At 71.3% G+C, this 18,046-nt stretch carries 20 protein-coding genes; 13 read left to right on the top strand and 7 right to left on the bottom strand.

Features of this window, described 5'->3' with window-relative positions:
• Window positions 1–2 precede the first annotated feature (2 nt).
• Both ACZ6SQ_RS24520 and ACZ6SQ_RS24525 read right to left on the bottom strand, forming a co-directional pair.
• Complete coding sequence (locus ACZ6SQ_RS24520; RefSeq protein ID WP_469565575.1) at window positions 3–2,357, bottom strand: ABC transporter ATP-binding protein/permease; 2,355 nt, start codon at window positions 2,355–2,357, stop codon at window positions 3–5.
• 105 nt (window positions 2,358–2,462) lie between these two features.
• Window positions 2,463–2,873 carry a hypothetical protein gene (locus ACZ6SQ_RS24525; RefSeq protein ID WP_386379948.1) on the bottom strand — a complete coding sequence of 137 codons (411 nt, stop codon included), beginning with the start codon at window positions 2,871–2,873 and terminating at the stop codon, window positions 2,463–2,465.
• A gap of 342 nt (window positions 2,874–3,215) precedes the next feature.
• Between ACZ6SQ_RS24525 and ACZ6SQ_RS24530 the strand changes: the two genes are divergently transcribed.
• Window positions 3,216–3,599 carry a nuclear transport factor 2 family protein gene (locus tag ACZ6SQ_RS24530; protein WP_469565577.1) on the top strand — a complete coding sequence of 128 codons (384 nt, stop codon included), beginning with the start codon at window positions 3,216–3,218 and terminating at the stop codon, window positions 3,597–3,599.
• 142 nt (window positions 3,600–3,741) lie between these two features.
• Window positions 3,742–4,029 (top strand): DUF1905 domain-containing protein, encoded by a 288-nt coding sequence (locus ACZ6SQ_RS24535; protein WP_469565579.1) that lies wholly within the window; start codon window positions 3,742–3,744, stop codon window positions 4,027–4,029.
• A gap of 9 nt (window positions 4,030–4,038) precedes the next feature.
• Here the strand turns inward: ACZ6SQ_RS24535 and mgrA are convergent, their stop codons facing one another.
• On the bottom strand, window positions 4,039–5,031 hold the full coding sequence (mgrA, locus tag ACZ6SQ_RS24540; protein WP_469565581.1) for an L-glyceraldehyde 3-phosphate reductase: 993 nt from the start codon (window positions 5,029–5,031) through the stop codon (window positions 4,039–4,041).
• Between the two features lie 120 nt (window positions 5,032–5,151).
• On the opposite strand from mgrA, the gene ACZ6SQ_RS24545 reads away from it, so the two are divergent.
• Window positions 5,152–6,063 (top strand): LysR family transcriptional regulator, encoded by a 912-nt coding sequence (locus tag ACZ6SQ_RS24545; protein ID WP_469565585.1) that lies wholly within the window; start codon window positions 5,152–5,154, stop codon window positions 6,061–6,063.
• 17 nt (window positions 6,064–6,080) lie between these two features.
• Window positions 6,081–6,590, top strand: coding sequence for a mycothiol transferase (locus ACZ6SQ_RS24550; protein WP_469565588.1), 510 nt, complete (start codon window positions 6,081–6,083; stop codon window positions 6,588–6,590).
• An 89-nt stretch (window positions 6,591–6,679) separates the two neighbouring features.
• Here the strand turns inward: ACZ6SQ_RS24550 and ACZ6SQ_RS24555 are convergent, their stop codons facing one another.
• Both ACZ6SQ_RS24555 and ACZ6SQ_RS24560 read right to left on the bottom strand, forming a co-directional pair.
• The gene (locus ACZ6SQ_RS24555) at window positions 6,680–7,744 is read right to left on the bottom strand and encodes an adenosine deaminase (protein WP_469565591.1); all 1,065 of its coding nucleotides are present in this window, start codon (window positions 7,742–7,744) and stop codon (window positions 6,680–6,682) included.
• A gap of 216 nt (window positions 7,745–7,960) precedes the next feature.
• Window positions 7,961–8,353: a VOC family protein gene (locus tag ACZ6SQ_RS24560; RefSeq protein WP_469565593.1), complete on the bottom strand. Its 393-nt coding sequence runs from the start codon at window positions 8,351–8,353 to the stop codon at window positions 7,961–7,963.
• Window positions 8,354–8,845: 492 nt separating this feature from the next.
• On the opposite strand from ACZ6SQ_RS24560, the gene ACZ6SQ_RS24565 reads away from it, so the two are divergent.
• Window positions 8,846–9,253 carry a pyridoxamine 5'-phosphate oxidase family protein gene (locus tag ACZ6SQ_RS24565; protein ID WP_469565807.1) on the top strand — a complete coding sequence of 136 codons (408 nt, stop codon included), beginning with the start codon at window positions 8,846–8,848 and terminating at the stop codon, window positions 9,251–9,253.
• 122 nt (window positions 9,254–9,375) lie between these two features.
• Complete coding sequence (sph, locus tag ACZ6SQ_RS24570) at window positions 9,376–10,362, top strand: sphingomyelin phosphodiesterase (protein WP_469565595.1); 987 nt, start codon at window positions 9,376–9,378, stop codon at window positions 10,360–10,362.
• A 66-nt stretch (window positions 10,363–10,428) separates the two neighbouring features.
• Here sph and ACZ6SQ_RS24575 read toward each other — a convergent pair whose 3' ends face one another.
• Window positions 10,429–10,881: a MarR family winged helix-turn-helix transcriptional regulator gene (locus ACZ6SQ_RS24575; RefSeq protein WP_469565597.1), complete on the bottom strand. Its 453-nt coding sequence runs from the start codon at window positions 10,879–10,881 to the stop codon at window positions 10,429–10,431.
• A gap of 100 nt (window positions 10,882–10,981) precedes the next feature.
• On the opposite strand from ACZ6SQ_RS24575, the gene ACZ6SQ_RS24580 reads away from it, so the two are divergent.
• From ACZ6SQ_RS24580 to urtE, 6 genes are all read left to right on the top strand, one after another.
• Complete coding sequence (locus ACZ6SQ_RS24580; RefSeq protein WP_469565598.1) at window positions 10,982–12,085, top strand: substrate-binding domain-containing protein; 1,104 nt, start codon at window positions 10,982–10,984, stop codon at window positions 12,083–12,085.
• 248 nt (window positions 12,086–12,333) lie between these two features.
• Complete coding sequence (gene urtA, locus ACZ6SQ_RS24585; RefSeq protein ID WP_469565809.1) at window positions 12,334–13,590, top strand: urea ABC transporter substrate-binding protein; 1,257 nt, start codon at window positions 12,334–12,336, stop codon at window positions 13,588–13,590.
• Window positions 13,591–13,604: 14 nt separating this feature from the next.
• Complete coding sequence (gene urtB / locus ACZ6SQ_RS24590) at window positions 13,605–14,501, top strand: urea ABC transporter permease subunit UrtB (RefSeq protein ID WP_469565600.1); 897 nt, start codon at window positions 13,605–13,607, stop codon at window positions 14,499–14,501.
• A complete protein-coding gene (gene urtC, locus ACZ6SQ_RS24595) occupies window positions 14,498–15,598 on the top strand; it encodes an urea ABC transporter permease subunit UrtC (RefSeq protein ID WP_469565602.1) in 1,101 nt (366 codons plus the stop codon). The genes urtB and urtC overlap by 4 nt, the downstream gene beginning before the upstream one ends.
• Entirely contained in the window at window positions 15,595–16,389 is a 795-nt protein-coding gene (gene urtD / locus ACZ6SQ_RS24600; protein ID WP_469565604.1) for an urea ABC transporter ATP-binding protein UrtD, read from the top strand. Before urtC ends, urtD begins: the two co-directional genes overlap by 4 nt.
• Window positions 16,389–17,081 (top strand): urea ABC transporter ATP-binding subunit UrtE, encoded by a 693-nt coding sequence (gene urtE / locus ACZ6SQ_RS24605; RefSeq protein ID WP_469565607.1) that lies wholly within the window; start codon window positions 16,389–16,391, stop codon window positions 17,079–17,081. Before urtD ends, urtE begins: the two co-directional genes overlap by 1 nt.
• Before the next feature lie 35 nt (window positions 17,082–17,116).
• On the opposite strand, the gene ACZ6SQ_RS24610 is transcribed toward urtE, so the two are convergent.
• The gene (locus tag ACZ6SQ_RS24610) at window positions 17,117–17,284 is read right to left on the bottom strand and encodes a hypothetical protein (RefSeq protein WP_469565609.1); all 168 of its coding nucleotides are present in this window, start codon (window positions 17,282–17,284) and stop codon (window positions 17,117–17,119) included.
• Between the two features lie 255 nt (window positions 17,285–17,539).
• Here ACZ6SQ_RS24610 and ACZ6SQ_RS24615 point away from each other — a divergent pair, with 255 nt between their 5' ends.
• On the top strand, window positions 17,540–17,980 hold the full coding sequence (locus ACZ6SQ_RS24615; RefSeq protein WP_469565612.1) for an SPW repeat protein: 441 nt from the start codon (window positions 17,540–17,542) through the stop codon (window positions 17,978–17,980).
• The last annotated feature ends 66 nt before the right edge of the window (window positions 17,981–18,046 follow it).

Here is an 18,046-nt window from a genome sequence, read left to right on the forward strand (position 1 = left end):
GCCTACTTCCGCATCACGACGGGTTCCTGCCGGCGCAGCAGCCGGGAGACGACGAGGCCGAAGAGCGCCGACAGCACCAGCAGCATGCCGATGTTCAGCAGCCACACTCCGGCCGAGTGCCGGAACAGCGGGTCGGAGGTGAGGTCGCCGGGCACGATCCGGGCCAGTCCGATGGTGCCGGCCATCGCGCCCAGGGCCCATCGGGAGGGCACCAGCCAGGACAGCTGTTCCAGGCCGGGGACGCCGTCCAGCTTCAGCAGGGCTCCGCAGAAGACGACCTGGACGATGGCGAGCAGCACCAGCAGCGGCATCGTCACCTCCTCCTTGCGCACCAGCGCGGAGACGACCAGGCCGAGCATCATCGCGGTGAACGCCAGCAGGGCGACCGCGATGGTGATCTCGGCCAGCGGGGGCAGCAGCACGCCTTCGTCGCGTGGGGCGCTGAGGTCCACGCCGAGCAGGGCGACGAGGGTGAGCACGACGGCCTGGAGGACGGTGATCGTGCCGAGGACGATCACCTTGGACATCAGATAGGCGGATCTGGACAGGCCGACGGCGCGCTCGCGCCGGTAGATCACCCGTTCCTTGACCAGTTCGCGCACGGCGTTGGCCGCGCCGGTCAGGACGCCGCCGACGCAGAGGATCAGCAGCGCGTTCATCGCGGTGTCGCGGGTGAGTTCGCCGCCCGCGAGGGCCCGTGCCATGGCCCCCATCACGAAGGGCAGCGCGATCATGATGGCGAGGAAGGTGCGGTCGGCGCTCAGGGCCGTGGTGTACCGGCGTACCAGGGTGCCCAGTTGGGCGCCCCAGCTGCGCGGCCTGGGCGGCGGGGCGATGATCACCGGGCCCTCGCGGGCCACCCGTGGCTGGGCGGTGGCGTCGGCGACGTAGCGGCGGTGCTGGGGCGAGGCCAGATAGGCGCCGGCCCAGTCGCGGCCCTGGTCGTGCTCGAAGGACTCGAAGGCCTCGGGCCACTGTTCGTGGCCGAAGTAGCCGAGGGCCTCCTCGGGCGGGCCGTAGTAGGCGATCCGGCCGCCGGGTGCGAGCACCAGGAGGCGGTCGCAGACGTCGAGGCTGAGAACGCTGTGGGTGACGACGATGACGGTGCGCCCGTCGTCGGCGAGGCCGCGCAGCATGTGCATCACCGAGCGGTCCATGCCGGGGTCGAGTCCGGAGGTCGGCTCGTCGAGGAAGAGCAGCGAGGGCTTGGTGAGCAGTTCCAGGGCCACGCTGACGCGCTTGCGCTGCCCGCCGGAGAGGCTGTGCACGGGCTGCCGGGCGCGCTGTCCCAGGCCGAGTTCGCGGATCACCTCGTCGACCCGGGCCCGGCGCTCGGCCTTGGCGGTGTCCTGCGGGAAGCGCAGCTCGGCGGCGTAGGACAGGGCGCTGCGGACGGTGAGCTGGGCGTGCAGGATGTCGTCCTGCGGGACGAGGCCGATGCGCTGGCGCAGCTCGGCGTAGTCGCGGTACAGGTCTCGGCCGTCGTACAGGACGGTGCCGTGGTCGGCGGGGCGCTGTCCGGTGAGGGCGTTCAGCAGGGTGGACTTCCCCGCGCCGCTCGGGCCGACGACGGCGAGCAGGCACTTCTCGCCGACCGGGAAGGAGACGTGGTCGAGGAGGGTCTTGCGGCCTCGGTCGACGGCGACCGTGAGGTCCTGGACGTCGAGGGACACCTCGCCGGTGTCGACGTACTCCTGGAGCAGGTCGCCGACCAGGCAGTACGCGATGTGTCCGATGCCGATGACGTCGCCGGGGCCGACGGGGGCGGCGGTGACGGGGCTGCCGTTGAGGTAGGTGCCGTTGTGGCTGCCGAGGTCGGCGATCTCGTGGCTGCCGTCGGGCAGCGCGCGCAGTTCGGCGTGGTGGCGGGAGACGATCAGGTCGTCGATGACCAGGTCGTTGTCCTCGGCGCGGCCGATGCGCACGGTGCGGGCGGGCAGCGGCCGGACGTTGGTGGGCTGCCGGAAGGTGCCGGTGGCGCCGGGGAGGGACACGGCGTCGATCACGGAGGCGCGGGCCGGGGCGGGGGCGGGCGGGGTGCGGCCGACGAGGAGGGCGCGGGGGCCGTCGCCGGGGCTGCCGAACCGGATCTCCGTCCCCGGGCCGATCTCGCACTCGTGGACGCGCAGGCCGTCGGTCCAGGTGCCGTTGGTGCTGCCCTCGTCCTCGATCGTCCAGTGGTCCCCGTCGGGGTGCAGGACCGCGTGGTGCCAGGAGACGCGGGCGTCGTCGATGACGACGTCGCTGAGTGGGTCGCGGCCCACGTGGTAGTCACGGCCCGGACTCATCACCGTGGAGCCCCAGTCGGTCTCCAGCACGAGCTCGGGCGCAGTCGATGCGACCGGCCGCTCCGTCATGCCCAGAATTCTACCGATCTGTCCCCCGGGTCGCCCGGCCGACGCCGTGGCGCTCCGGCCGCCGCAGGGTCGGACCGTCCCGCGGGTCCCCGTGAGGGAAGGGTCCTAGGCGACGGGGACGACCAGTGCCGGGACGGTCCGCTGCATGCGCAGGGCGTCCACGGACTCGGCCAGCAGTTCGTACTCGGTGGTCTCGTCGCTGGTGGCGATGCGGACCATGCGTCCGGTGGCCAACTCGTCCGCCACCAGCTCCTGTTGGCCGGGGTCCGCGCACCAGGAACGCAGCAGGCCGGGCACGTCGGGCACGGTCTCCGCGACCGGTACCAGCGCGCTCGGCGGGAAGTGCTCGGCCTCGGGGCTCGGGTCGAGGCGTTCGGCGATCCAGGACGCCCGGTCCCGTAACCACCACAGGGCCAGGGCCAGAGTGGGTGCCCGGTAGGTGCCGAGCGGGACGCCGATACGTCTGCCGTCGCAGGTGCCGTACGCAGTGACGTGGCACAGGAATTCGTCGTGCACGATCCACTCCCCCGTTGCGTCAATCCCTTGCCGTCGGGCCTCGCTTTCGTGCGGCTCAGAGGGCGGTGAACCGCTCCCTGACGTCGAGTATCTTCACTCTTGAACCACTGTCACCACGTCTTTCCAGCCACTCTCCTGGCATATTCACCGACGGGTCTGGCCGAAAGCCGACCGGGGTGCGGAATCCCCATTGCGCGCGATGTCGCCGCGCTATTACCCAGGAGGTAATCGACCGTCGCGCGTGTTCGGGGCAGGGTGGTCACCACGGACCGGAGAACACCGCGATCCGTTGCCTGACCAGCCCATTCGAACCGCACCCACGACCAGCGGAGGCCATTGCCCATGTCTGCGAACACCACGCGTCACCAGGACGTCGTCACCCGCTACCTCGAAGCGTGGAACACCACCGAGGCCGTCGCGCTGGCGAAGGCGGTCGCGGACGTGTGGAGCGCGGACGGCACCTACACCGACCCCGTGTCCGACGTGCGCGGGCACGACCAGATCACGGCCATGATCGCGGGGACGCAGGAGCAGTTCCCCGGGTTCGTCTTCCGGCTGGTCGGCGAGGCCGACGGACACCACGACACCGCGCGCTTCTCGTGGGAGCTGGTCCATGAGAGCGAGGGTTCGGCGCCGGTCGCCGGGTCCGATGTGATCACCCTGGACGCCGAGGACCGGATCACGGCCGTCTACGGATTCTTCGACCGGATTCCGGACGCGGTCTGAGCGCCCGGTTCTCCATCCGCGATCCGCGATCCGCGATGAGTTTTCCCGTCCGTGACGGTCGGAGCACTGAGACTGCGAATAGAGGGCACCGACGGCTTCAACGCCTTCGGCGCCTTCCCGACCGTCACGGACGGAGTAAGCCATGGCCAAGGATCAAGAAGTGATCGCGGAATTCACCGCGGTGTTGCGGAAAAGTCCCGCGACAGGTGGCTGGACCTATGTGATCTGGCCGGAGTCCGTCGAATTCTTCGGGACCCGCGGACTGGTCAAGGTCCGCGGGACCGTCGACGGACAGGCCTTTCAGAGCTCCTTCATGGCGCTCGGTGACGGCACCCACAAGCTCCCCGTGAAGGCCCAGCTGCGCCGCGCCATCGGAAAGGGGGAGGGCGACACCGTCACCGTGCGCCTCCAGGAGCGGCTGGAGTCCTGAAGCCCCGGCTCAGGGACGGACGATCTCGTCGATGCGGGCCAGTTCCTCCGCATCGAAGTCGAGGCCGGCGACGGCCGCCACGCTGTCCTCCACCTGACGCGCGCTGCTCGCGCCGACCAGCGCCGAGGTCACCCGCCCGCCGCGCAGCACCCAGGCCAGCGCGAGCTGGGCCAGTGTCTGTCCCCGGGCCTTGGCGATGTCGTCCAGGGCACGCAGCCGGGCGACCAGGTCCTCGGTGACGGCGTCCCGGTCGAGGAAGGGGCTGTCGCTCGCGGCCCGCGAGTCCTCCGGGATGCCGTCGAGGTAGCGGCCGGTGAGCAGGCCCTGCTCCAGCGGGGAGTAGGCGATGGAGCCGACCTGGAGCTCGTCGAGGGCGTCCAGCAGGCCCTCGTCCTCCGGGCGGCGGTCGAGCATGGAGTAGCGCGGCTGGTGGATCAGCAGCGGGGTTCCCAGGTCCGCCAGGATCCGGGCGGCCTCGCGGGTCTGCTCGGCCGAGTAGTTCGAGACGCCGACGTAGAGCGCCTTGCCCTGCCGCACCGCGGAGTGCAGGGCGCCCATCGTCTCCTCCAGCGGAGTGTCCGGGTCGAAGCGGTGCGAGTAGAAGACGTCGACGTAGTCCAGGCCCAGCCGCTTCAGGCTCTGGTCGAGCGAGGACAGCAGGTACTTGCGCGAGCCCCACTCGCCGTACGGGCCCGGCCACATCAGATAGCCGGCCTTGGTGGAGACGATCAGCTCGTCGCGGTAGGACGCGAAGTCCGTCCGCAGGAACTCGCCGAGCGCGGCCTCGGCGGCGCCGGGCGGCGGGCCGTAGTTGTTGGCCAGGTCGAAGTGGGTGATCCCGAGGTCGAAGGCGCGGCGCAGGATCGCGCGCTGGGTCTCGGCCGGGCGGTCCGGACCGAAGTTGTGCCACAGGCCCAGCGACAGCGCGGGAAGCTTCAGCCCGCTGCGTCCGGCGCGCCGGTAGGGCATCTCGGCGTAGCGGTCGGGGTGTGCGGTGTACAACGCGACTCCATGACATGAGGGGTGGGACCCGTGGACCGGGCCGTATCCACTCTTCCCCGGACAGCCCTCAGCGGTCCAACAGAAGAATCCGATGGAATTGAGCGGATAGTCTTCTCAATCATGGAACTGCGCCATCTCCAGCACTTCGTCGCGGTCGCCGAGGACCAGCACTTCACCCGGGCCGCCGAACGGCTCATGGTGTCCCAGTCCGGCCTGTCGGCGTCGATCCGGGCGCTGGAGCGGGAGCTGAGGGCGCCGCTGTTCGTGCGGACCACCCGCCGGGTGACGCTGACCGAGGCCGGGCGGGCGCTGCTGGGCGAGGCGGAGCGCATCCTGGCGCAGGTACGGGCCGCGCACGAGGCCGTGGCGGCGGTGCAGGGCGTGCTGCGCGGAACGCTGGCGCTGGGCAACGAGCAGTGCATCGCCGGGGTGAACGTGGCGGGGCTGTTGGCCGCGTTCCGGCGGCGTCATCCGGACGTGGAGATCCGGCTGCGGCAGTCCGGCTCGCAGGCGCTCGCCGAGGAGGTCGCGGCGGGCCGGCTGGACCTGGCCTTCGCCTATCGCACCCGGGACGACTCCGACCAGTTGCGCTCGGTGTCGCTGGCGGGCGAGCCGATGACCCTGCTGTGCCACCCGGGGCATCCGCTCGCCGGGGCCGGTCCGGTGCTGTCGCCGCGGGATCTGGCGGACGAGGTGTTCGTGGACTTTCACCCGGACTGGGGACCGCGCCGGGCCACCGACGCCGCGTTCGCCGCCGCGGGTGCGCACCGCACGGTCGCCCTGGAGGTGAACGACGTGCACAGCCTGCTGGACCTGGTGGACGAGAACCTCGGGGTCGCCGTCGTCCCCGCGCACTTCCGGCACAAGCGCGCCTCCCTGGCCGCCGTACCGCTGAAGGACGCAGGCGAGGCCGTCTACGAGACGGTCGCCCTGCTGCCGCCCGAGGCGGCCACCAGCCCGGGGGCCCGGGCGCTGATGGACCTCTTGGACAACACCCGGAACGGGGCGGGCGGGGCGCACGACGGCGGGTGATGCGCGAAGGTGGAGCCATGCATGCGAAGGACATCCTCATCGACGGCTACAGCCGTATCCAGGAAGAGGTCCATGCCGCCGTCGAGGGCCTCGGCCCCGACGCGCTGAGCGCCCGCCCCGCCGCCGACGCCAACTCCGTCGCCTGGCTGGTCTGGCATCTCACCCGCGTCCAGGACGACCATGTCGCCGACGCCTTCGGCCTGGACCAGGTGTGGCTCACCGCGGACTGGCACAAGAGGTTCGGCCTCGGCCTGCCGCCGCGCGACACCGGATACGGCCACAGCTCCGCGCAGGTCGCCCGGGTGCGGGTCGACTCGGCGGAGCTGCTGACCGGGTACTACGACGCCGTGCACGCCCGGTCGCTGGAGTGCCTGCGCGCGCTGACGGCGGCCGATCTGGAGCGCGTCGTGGACGAGCGCTGGGACCCGCCGGTCACCCTCGGCGTACGGCTGGTGAGTGTCCTGTCCGACGACCTGCAGCACGTCGGACAGGCCGCGTACGTCCGCGGGGTGGTGCTGGGCGGGTAGGGCCGCCGCCCAGCCGAAGCCCCTGGGCGGGTGAGGCGGTGGTCCCGAGTGGCCCATGAGCCCTCGGGTTCCGCGTCAGGCGGTCCGGGTCAGAGCTCGTAGCCCGGCAGGACGACGTTCTCGATGAGGGCCTTGCGCTCGTCGAACGGGATGAACGCGCTCTTGACCGCGTTGACCGTCACCGTGCGCAGGTCCTCCAGGCCCCAGCCCGCCTCCTCGACCAGCAGCGACATCTCGCGGGTCATCGTCGTACCGGAGACGAGGCGGTTGTCGGTGTTGAGGGTGACGCGGAAGCCGAGGTCCTTCAGCGCGGTGATGGGGTGCTCGGCGATCGAGGTGGCGGCGCCGGTCTGGAGGTTGGAGGTGGGGCACATCTCCAGCGCGATCCGGCGGTCGCGGACCCATCCGGCCAGCCGGCCCAGCTTGCCGTCGACGATGTCGTCCGTGATGCGCACACCGTGGCCGAGGCGCTGCGCGCCGCAGATCTGGAGCGCCTGGTGGATGCTGGACAGGCCGTCGGCCTCACCGGCGTGGATGGTGAAGGGCACGCTCTCGCGGCGCAGGTGCTCGAAGGCCTCCAGGTGGTCGGCGGCCGGGAAGCCGGCCTCGGCACCGGCGATGTCGAAGCCGACGACGCCCGCGTCACGGAAGGCCACGGCCTGGTCGGCGGCCTCGCGCACCCGGTCGAACATCCGCATGCCGCACAGCAGCGTGCCGACCCGGACCGGGGTACCGGCCGCGGCCGCCTTCGCCATGCCCGCGGCGAGGCCCTCCTGGACCGTCTCCACGACCTCGGCGAGGGTCAGCCCGCCGTTGGTGTTCAGCTCGGGGGCGTAGCGCACCTCCGCGTAGACGACGCCGTCCGCGGCCAGGTCCAGCACGTACTCCTCGGCCACCCGCAGCAGGCCCTCGCGGGACTGCATCACGGCGAGGGTGTGCTCGAAGGTGGCGATGTAGCGGACCAGGTCGCCGGAGTTCGCGGCCTCGAAGTACCAGGCGGCGAGCTCGTCCGGGTCGGTGGTGGGCAGGGTGTGCCCGACCGCCGCGGCGAGCTCGACGACCGTGGCGGGGCGCAGGCCGCCGTCGAGGTGGTCGTGCAGGACGGCCTTGGGGAGGCGGCGGATCACATCGGCGTCTACGCGCGTAGCAGTCATGGCGGGGCTTTCCTTGGCGGTGCGGTTCGGAAGGTGGGGAGGGTTTGCCGAGGGTTCGGGAGGGCTCGGCAGGGGGTCCGGAGTGCGCTCGGGCCGTGGGCCGCAGTGGGCTCGGCGCCCGTGGTCCGGAGTGGCGGTTCTCGGCGCTGTCCGGTGGCACCCGGAGCCGCCGTCGGCCACCGGCGGTTCAGCCGGACCTGATGCGAGTGCCGCGGATCATCCGGCGGGCTGGAGCAGGTCCCAGCGGTTGCCGTAGAGGTCCTGGAAGACGGCGACCGAGCCGTAGGGCTCGTGGCGCGGTTCCTCCAGGAAGGTCACCCCGGCGGCCAGCATCCGGGCGTGGTCGCGGGCGAAGTCGTCGGTGTGCAGGAAGAAGCCGACCCGTCCGCCGGTCTGGTCGCCCACCCGGGCCCGCTGCTCCTCACCCTTGGCGCGGGCGAGCAGCAGCCCCGTACCGGGTGCTCCCCCGTCGGGCTCGACGACGACCCAGCGGGAGCCGTCGGGACGCGGGGCGTCCTCGGCGAGCCGGAACCCGAGGGCCTCGGTGTAGAAGCGGATGGCCTCGTCGTAGTCGTCCACGACGAGGGTGACCAGGGCGACGCGCTGCATCGAGACCTTTCGGAACGGAGGGCCGGGGCCACCGGGAGGTGATGGTGACGGATGAGGTTATACGTAAAACGTAACGCACGCCAGTCCTTGGGCGGGGCGTTGTGAGGAAGGTCGCGGGGGTGTGGGAACAGGGCGGCGAAGGGGGCGCGGGGCGCGACTCCCGCGACCCTCGAACCCGGCCCCGCCCGACCCCGCCCCGCCCGGCCCGGCCCGGCCCGGCCCCGAGGGTGTACGACCGCCGCCCTAGGGCGGATGCCCGAGGCGCCGGGGCCGGGCCGCCGTTAGCGTCACGGCATGAAGATCACCGGCACTCCGTCCGACACCGGCGCCCCGTCCGGCGCCGCCCCTTCGACCGTCACCGGTTCGCCGTCCGCCACCACCCCGGGCGGCGCCGGCGCTCCACATGACGACGACGCTCCGCGCAACTCCGACTCCGGCCCCCGGCCCCCCGCCGACCCCCCGCGCGACACCGCGGCCCGCCGTCAGGACGTCCTGGTTCGGCTGGAGCGGGAGCTGGACGTCTGGGTGGCGTCCGCCGATCAGGACGGAGTGCCGTGGCTGGTGCCGTTGTGGTTCCTGTGGGACGGGGCGGACATCTGGATGGCGACGCGGCCCGGGAACCCGACGGGCCGCAATCTGCGCGCGGGCGGCCGCACACGGCTGGCGTTCGGTGACACCCGGGACGTCGTGCTGATCGACGGGGACGTGGAGACCTTCGAGGGACCGGACACGCCCGCCGCCGCCGGCGAGGCCTTCACCGCGAAGTACGGCTGGGACCCGAGGGCCGACCGGGCCCGCTACACATGGTTCCGGGTGCGGCCGGTCACGGTGCAGGCCTGGCACGAGGCGCGTGAACTGCCGCAGCGGTACGTGATGCGCAAAGGTGTCTGGCTTGTCTAGACAGGTTCCCTGTCTGGCCCTTCCCGCGCCATCCGATTACCCCCCAGGTGTTACCTCAGGGTAATCCCTGATGGTTTGATGTGCGGCGCCACTCAACCCCCTTTAGACCACAGGGAGATCCAGTGACGCTTTTCGCACAGCGCCGTGCACAGGGCTCGGCCGTGCTCGCCCTCTCGCTCGCGGTAGCCGGACTGGCCGGCGCGGCACCCGCGGCGTCGGCCGCCGACGAGACACCGCGGCTGAGGGTGCTGACGTACAACGTCTTTCTCTTCAGCAAGAGCCTGTACCCCAACTGGGGCCAGGACCACCGGGCCGCGGAGATCGCGAAGGCCCCGTTCGTCCGCGGCAACGACGTCGTCGTGCTCCAGGAGGCGTTCGACAACTCCTCCTCGGACGCGCTGAAGAACGCCACCGCGGGCGAATACCCCTATCAGACCCCCGTGGTGGGCCGCAGCAAGTCGGGCTGGGACGCCACGGGCGGCTCCTACTCCGCGACGACCCCCGAGGACGGCGGCGTCACGATCCTCAGCAAGTGGCCGATCGTGCGCAAGGAGCAGTACGTCTTCAAGGACGCCTGCGGCGCCGACTGGTGGTCCAACAAGGGCTTCGCCTACGTCGTGCTGAACGTGAACGGCACCAGGGTGCACGTGCTCGGCACGCACGCGCAGTCGACGGACCCCGGCTGCGACGCGGGCGAGGCGGCGGCCATGCGCAGCCGTCAGTTCAAGGCGATCGACGCGTTCCTCGACGCCAAGAACATCCCCGCGAACGAACAGGTCATGGTCGCGGGCGACTTCAACGTCGACTCGCGCACCCCGGAGTACGCCTCGATGCTCGCCGACGGCGGCCTGGCCGGCGCCGACGCGCGCACCGGGCACCCGTACTCCTTCGACACGCAGGACAACTCCATAGCCCGGGACCGCTACCCGACCGACCCGCGCGAGGACCTCGACTACGTCCTGCACCGTGCCGGGCACGCGCGCCCGGCGGTGTGGAAGAACGACGTCGTCAAGGAGCAGAGCGCGCCCTGGACGGTCTCCAGCTGGGGCACGTCGTACACGTACACCAACCTGTCGGACCACTACCCGGTGACCGGGTTCGCGGGCTGACGTCGCGGCTCCCGGCCGCCGTCGCGTCCTGTCCGCAAGGGCGGGGCGCGACGGCGGCGCCGTGTCTCACACCTGCGCCGAGCGGGGCGCAGCCCGCTCCTCCAGCGTCACCACGAGCCGGCCCAGCAGGGCCCGCAGCAGATCCTCCTCGCCGGGGTCGAGCCCGGGCCAGCCGGCCCGTACCGCACGGTCGACGCGCCGCCAGTACTCCTCGCCGCGCGGGGTCAGGAGGGCGAGGACCCGGCGCCGGTCGACGGGGTCGACGCGCCGGTGGACCAGGTTCTGTTCGACCAGGTGGTCGACGAGTTTCGTCAGGCTCGGGGCCGGCAGGAAGGCCGCCCGCGCCACCTCGGTCATCCGGTGCCCGGCGCCGTCGGAGAGCAGGGCGAGCACCCGCCAGGTCTCCACGGAGCAGCCCTCGGCGTCCAGGGCGGCCTGGAGCCGGCGGGACGCGGCCCGCTCCGCCCGGGTGAGCAGCTGGGTCAGTTCGTTCGGCCGGCGCGGCGACGAGGGGGCCATCCTGCTCCTAGGGACGGGCTTCGGGAGTCCTGGGTCACGAGGTGCGTACATCGTATGAGACACACTGGAGTTCACCGCGTGGACCCGAAATCATGACGCCATGTTCCGGCACGAGACGTCCGCTCCCGAGTGGTTCACGGCCGACGGCTCCGTGCTCGGGGTGGCGCTGGTGTTCCCGCTCCAGGGCCCGGCGGGCATGTTCGGGCCGACCTGCGAGAGCTGCGCCCAGCTCGCGGCGGAACGGGTCAACGACGAGGGCGGTGTCCTCGGCCGCGAGCTGCGGCTGATCCCGGTCGACGGCGGCGCGCCGCCGCGTCAGGTGGCGGACCAGGTCGGGGCGTTGGTGGACCTGGGCGTCGTGCAGGGGGTCACCGGCTGGCACATCTCCTCGGTACGGCAGGCCCTGGTGCCGAGGATCGCCCAGCGGGTGCCGTACGTCTACACCGCCCTGTACGAGGGCGGGGAGCACACCGAGGGCGTGTTCCTCACCAGCGAGACACCCCATGACCAACTGCGCCCTGCGATGGAGCTGTTGAGTCGCGAGCAGCTGGTGCGGCGCTGGTTCGTGGTCGGCAACGACTACGTCTGGCCCCGGCGCACCGCGCGGGCGGCGCACGGCTACGCCCGCGCGACGGGGGCCGGTATCGGCGGTGAGGTCTATCTGCCGCTCGGCACGCACGACTTCGAGCCCGTGCTGCGCCGTATCGAGCGGTCGGACGCGGACGGGGTGCTGATGCTGCTGGTGGGCGGCGACGCGGTGCGCTTCAACCGGGCCTTCGCCGCCGCCGGGCTGGACGCGCGCTGTCTGCGGCTGAGCACGCTGATGGACGAGAACATGCTGCTGGCGAGCGGGCCCTCGGCCACCGGCCGGCTCTACAGCACCGCGGGCTTCTTCGCCTCGCTGGCCAACCGCGACACCCTCGACTTCCACGGCAGCTACGCGGACCGCTACGGCCTCGACGCCCCCGCCCTCGGCAGCCTCGGCGAATCCTGCTACGAGGGAGTGCTGTTGCTCGCGGCGCTGCTGAGGGAGGCCGGGACGACGGATGTCGCGGCGATCGGGGCGGCGGCGGAGACGGTGTCGTACGAGGGCCCGCGCGGGCTGCTGCGGCTGCGGGACCGCCATGTGCGCCAGCGCATCTACCTGGCGCTCGCGGACGGGCTGGACTTCGACGTGCTCACCGAACTGGATCTGCGGAGCTGATGCGCCAAGTAGGCGGCAGATGCACAGCTCTTGACAGTCGGTCACCTGCTCCAGATACTTCCCGCAGGAATTATTAGAATGCCTCGGGCGAATTGCGTGAAGGGCGCCGAAACCCTCTCCGCAGCAGGTCGGGGCGTTTTTTGTTGCCTCGGGGAAAGTCCCGCGAAACGCCGTGGAAACAGGGCGACTTGAGGCTGTGGACCGCTTCGGGAGGATTCCCTTCCTCCCTACCCGAGGGGGTTCTTTTGATCAGCGGTTCATCCATTCCCCGGCGTCGTCTCCTGGCCGCGGGCGCGGCGCTCACCGCGGTCGGCGTACTGTCCGCCTGCGGCGCCAAGACCGACTCGGGCGCGGCGTCCTCCGACAAGGTCGCCGAGATCGACGTCAGCGGTGACACGGTGAAGGTCGGTCTGCTCAACTCGCTGTCCGGGACGATGGCGATCAGCGAGGTCACCGTGCGGGACGCGCTGCGCCTGGCGATCGACGAGATCAACGCGTCCGGAGGAGTGCTCGGCAAGAAGATCCGGCCGGTCGGCGAGGACGGCGCCTCCGATTGGCCGACCTTCGCCGAGAAGGCGCAGAAGCTGATCCAGGACGACGGTGTCGCCGCCACCTTCGGCTGCTGGACCTCCGCCAGCCGCAAGGCCGTCAAGCCGGTGTTCGAGAAGAACAGGTCGCTGCTGTTCTACCCCGTGCAGTACGAGGGCCTGGAGCAGTCCCCGTACATCTTCTACACCGGCGCGACCACCAATCAGCAGATCGTCCCGGCGCTGGACTATCTGAAGGCCAAGGGTCTGAAGAAGCTGTACCTGGTCGGCAGCGACTATGTCTTCCCGCGCACCGCCAACAAGATCATCAAGGCGTATGCCGAGGCCAACGGTATGACGGTGCTCGGCGAGGACTACGCCCCCCTCGGCGCCACGGAGTTCAGCACGATCGCGAACAAGGTGAAGGCCTCGAAGGCCGACGCCGTGTTCAACACCCTCAACGGCGACTCCAACGTGGCCTTCTTCAAGGAGTACAAGTCGGCCGGGCTGACGGCGGCGTCCCTGCCCGTCGTCTCGGTGTCGATCGCCGAGGAGGAGGTCAAGTCGATCGGCACGCAGTACCTGGCGGGCCAGTTGACGGCCTGGAACTACTACCAGACCACCACGGGCGCGGCGAACGAGAAGTTCGTGAAGGCGTACAAGGCCAAGTACGGCCAGGACAAGCCGACCAGCGACCCGATGGAGGCCGCCTACACCTCGGTGTATCTGTGGAAGGCCATGGTGGAGAAGGCGGGCTCGTTCGCCCCGGAGAAGGTCAAGGCCGCCTCCGACGGCATCGCCTTCGGCGCCCCCGAGGGCACGGTCACCGTGGACGGCGCCACCCAGCACATCGCCAAGACGGCCAGGATCGGCAGGATCGGCTCCGACGGCCTGATCGAGGAGGTGTGGAACTCCGGCAAGCCCGTCGAGCCGGACCCGTATCTCAAGGGCTACGCCTGGGCCGCCGGCCTGTCCTGAGGGGAGGCACCCGCATGACCGTGATTCTGGGTCAGACCTTCACCGGCGTGTCCATCGGTGCGGTCCTGCTGCTCATCGCGCTCGGACTGTCCCTCACCTTCGGCCAGATGAACGTCATCAACATGGCACACGGCGAGTTCATCATGGCCGGCGCCTACACGACCTATGTCCTCCAGAAGTCCATTTCCAGTGCGGGAGTCTCGCTGCTGGTCGCGCTGCCCGTCGCCTTCCTCGTCTCCGGGCTGCTCGGCGTGCTGCTCGAAATGCTGCTGATCCGCCGCCTGTATCTGCGGCCGCTGGACACGCTTCTGGTCACCTGGGGCGTCTCACTGATGCTCCAGCAACTCGCCCGGGACGTCTTCGGCGCGCCCAACGTGCAGACCCGGGCGCCCGACTGGCTCACCGGCAACATCACCGTGATAGGCGGCGACGACCCGCTCACCGTCGCCACCAGCCGGCTGTTCATCCTGGGGCTGGCGCTCACCGCGGTGATCGCCCTGTCGCTGACGCTGCGGACGACACCGCTCGGCCGCAGGATCCGGGCCGTGGTGCAGAACCGGGACCTCGCCGAGGTGTCCGGCATCGCCACCGGGCGGATCGACCGCACCGCCTTCCTCCTGGGCTCCGGCCTCGCCGGGGTCGCGGGGGTCGCGCTCACCCTGGTCGGTCCGATCGGGCCGACCATGGGCACCAACGTGATCATCGACGCCTTCCTGGTGATCGTGGTGGGCGGGATCGGACAGCTGCGGGGCACCGTGATCGTCGCGTTCGTGCTCGGGGTGCTCCAGTCCGTGCTGGAGTACTCCACCACCGTCAGCGTGGCGAAGGTGCTGGTCCTCGTCGCCATCGTCGCCTTCCTCCAGTGGCGCCCCCAGGGGCTGTACACGCTGCGCACGAGGAGTCTCGTATGAGCCGTGACGTCCCCTCCACGCCCCCGCGTACCGGGCGCCTGCGGGCCTGGGCCGGTTTCGCGGGCGCCGCCGTCGCGCTGTTCGCCGTCGCACCGCTCGCGCTGTCCGACTTCCGGCTCGGGCTGCTCGCCAAGTACCTGTGCACGGCGATCGTCGCGGTCGGCATCTGCCTGGCCTGGGGGCGGGGCGGGCTGCTCACCCTCGGGCAGGGGGTGTTCTTCGGGCTCGGCGGTTATGCCATGGCGATGCATCTGAAGATCGCCGACGCCGGTCCCGGCAACCTGCCCGACTTCATGCAGCTCTACGGCTCGGCGAGCGAACTCCCCTGGTGGTGGCGGCCGTTCGGCAACCCGGTGTTCGCGCTCGCGGCGACCGTGCTGCTGCCGATGGCGGTGGCCGCGGTGCTCGGTTCGTTCGTGTTCCGGCGGCGGGTCAAGGGCGCCTACTTCGCGATCCTCAGCCAGGCCCTGGCCGCCGCGTTCGCGCTGTGGCTCATCGGGCAGCAGGCCACCACCGGCGGCACCAACGGCCTCACCGACATCCGCGGCTTCTTCGGCTACGACCTCCAGGACCCGGTCAACCAGCGGATGGTGTACTTCGTCATCGCCGCCGCCCTGCTGCTGACGACGGCGCTCGCGCGTCAGCTGATCCACAGCCGCTACGGCGAACTCCTGGTCGCCGTGAGGGACTCGGAGGAGCGGGTGCGCTTCCTCGGCTACGACCCGGCCAACGTCAAACTCGTCGCCTATGTCGTCGCTGCGGGCATGGCGGGCCTGGCGGGCGCCCTGTTCGTGCCGGCGGTCGGCATCATCTCGCCCGCGCTGATCGGGATCGTCCCCTCCATCGAGTTCGTGATCGGCGCCGCGGTCGGCGGCCGGGCCAGCCTGGTCGGCGCGGTGCTGGGCGCGCTCGCCGTCGCCTGGGCGCGGACCGCGCTGTCGGAGGAGTTCCCGGCGGCCTGGACGTACTTCCAGGGACTGCTGTTCATCGTGGCGCTGGCGTTCCTGCCCGGTGGCATCGCCTCGCTCGCGGTGCTCGTACGGCGCAGGACCGCCCGCGCGACGGTTTCCGCCGGCACAGTGGGAGAAGCGGCATGAGCGAACTGGAGATACGCGGACTGCGGGTGTCCTTCGACGGGTTCACGGCCGTCGACGGGGTGGATCTCGATGTGCGCGCCGGTGACCTGCGGTTCCTGATCGGGCCGAACGGCGCGGGCAAGACCACCCTCGTCGACGCGGTCACCGGACTCGTGCGCGCGCGGGGCTCGGTCCGGTTCGGCGGCGAGCAGCTGCTGGGCCGCAGTGTGCACCGGATCGCCCGCACCGGGGTCGGCCGCACCTTCCAGACGGCCACCGTGTTCGAGGAACTGACGGTTCTTCAGAACCTCGACATCGCCGCGGGCGCCGGCCGGGGCGTGTGGACGATGCTGCGCCGGCGCCGCGGCGTGCCCGGACCCGTCGCGCGGGCCCTGGAGACCGTCGGGCTCACCGCACTGGCGGACGCTCCGGCCGGGACCCTGGCGCACGGCCAGAAGCAGTGGCTGGAGATCGGCATGCTGCTGGTGCAGGACGTGCGGCTGCTGCTCCTGGACGAGCCGGTGGCCGGGATGAGCCCCGACGAACGGCTGGCGACCGGCGAACTGCTGCGGCGCATCAGCGAGGAACGGACGGTCGTGGTCATCGAGCACGACATGGACTTCATGCGGTCCTTCGCGCGCAGCGTCAGCGTGCTGCACGCGGGCCGGGTGCTCAGTGAGGGGACGGTGGCCGAGGTGCAGGCCGATCCGAAGGTGCAGCAGGTCTACCTCGGCCAGGCGTCCACCGCGGAGCCAGCGCCGCGGGCCGCCTCCGGCCAGGCGCCGGTCGACGCGGCGGTGCGGGAGGCGTGATGCTGGTCATCGAGGACATCCGGGTGGGCTACCACCGCGGCACCGTCGTCCACGGCGTCCGCGTCGAGGTGCCGAACGACGGCGTGGCGGCCGTGCTCGGGCACAACGGCGCGGGCAAGACCACCCTGCTGCGCGCCGCGATGGGCCTGCTCACACCGCTCGGGGGCCGGGTCGTGCTGGACGGCGAGGACATCACCCGCCGCAGACCGCACGAGCGGGTGGCCCGGGGCATGGCGTACGTCCCGCAGGGCCAGCAGTGCTTCCCTCAGCTGACGACCGCCGAGAACCTCCGGCTCGTCGCCGACGGCCGCAGCCGCGGCCGGGCCGCCGTGGCCGAGGCGCTGGACCTGTTCCCGGCGCTGCGGGCGCTGTCGGGACGGCGTGCCGGGCTGCTCTCCGGCGGCCAGCGGCAGCAGCTCGCCATCGCCCGCGCCCTGGTGACCGAGCCCCGGCTGCTGCTGCTCGACGAGCCGACCGAGGGCATCCAGCCGTCGGTGGTGGCCGAGATCGAGTCGACGATCCTCGCCCTCGCCGGGCGCGGCGGCCTGTCGGTGCTCCTCGTCGAGCAGCACATCGGCTTCGCCGTGCGGGCGGCCGAGCGCTACTACGTCCTGGAGGCCGGCCGCGTGACCTCCTCGGGCGCGGGCGGCGAACAGGCCGCCGACCGGGTGCGGGAGGCGCTCAGCGTGTGAGCGGGGCCCGGCCGTCGCCGGGCCCGCCGTCGCTCTCAGACCCTCTCGCCGGTGGCGACCACGACGAGAAAGGAGTCGGACTCCAGATCCATCACCACGGTGGCGGGCTCGCCCTCGGCACGCAGGCGGGCCGCGTACTCCTCGGCCGGCCACGATCCGCGCGGCGCTCCCGCGGGAAACCGTTCCAGTACCTTCGCGCTCACAGCCGCGGACACCTCCCGGTCGGAGACGGACACCCTCCTGCCCTGCGGATGCCCGGGATTGCCGCGTACACGCCACCCTGTCGCGCGCCTCGTCCGAGGTCGCCGCGCCTCGCCGTCCGCAGCGGCGACGGGCAGCGGCCCGCACTGCCGCCACCTCTACACATAAAGGCGATATAAGCGCAGAATGCAGATACGCGGCTGTTGTCCGCATACCGCCTCAGACGCGGTCGGCCTGCGAGTCAAAGGAGACGAGTCATGGCCAACGTCTCGCATCCCAGGGGTGACATGACGACTCACCCCGATGTCTCCGAAATGCGGGCCAGGTACGCCCGCATGCTCGGCGGTCGTGATGTGGCGCTCGTGGACGGGCCGGTGTTCCTGCTCGGCCTGTACTGCGCCGTATCGCCGTGGATCGTCCACTACACCACCAGCCAGCCCGACCTGGTGGTCCACAACCTGATCGTGGGCCTCGCCATCGCGGTGCTGGCCCTGGGCTTCACCCGAGCCCCCGAACGCATGTACGGCCTCAGCTGGGCGATGTGCGCGCTGGGCGCGTGGATGATCGTCTCGCCGTGGATCGTCGGCGACAGCCCCGACGCGGGCGTGATCCTGAACAACGTCATCATCGGCGGCCTGGCCCTGGTGCTGGGGATGCTCTGCGCCGCCACGGCGGCCAAGAGCACGCCTCAGCCGTAGACCGCGGGGAGGAGTGGCTCGAAGGGTGAGGGGCCGGTCCGCGCGAGGCGGACCGGCCCCTCACCC

It is taken from the genome of Streptomyces sp. NPDC048600 (assembly GCF_055587025.1).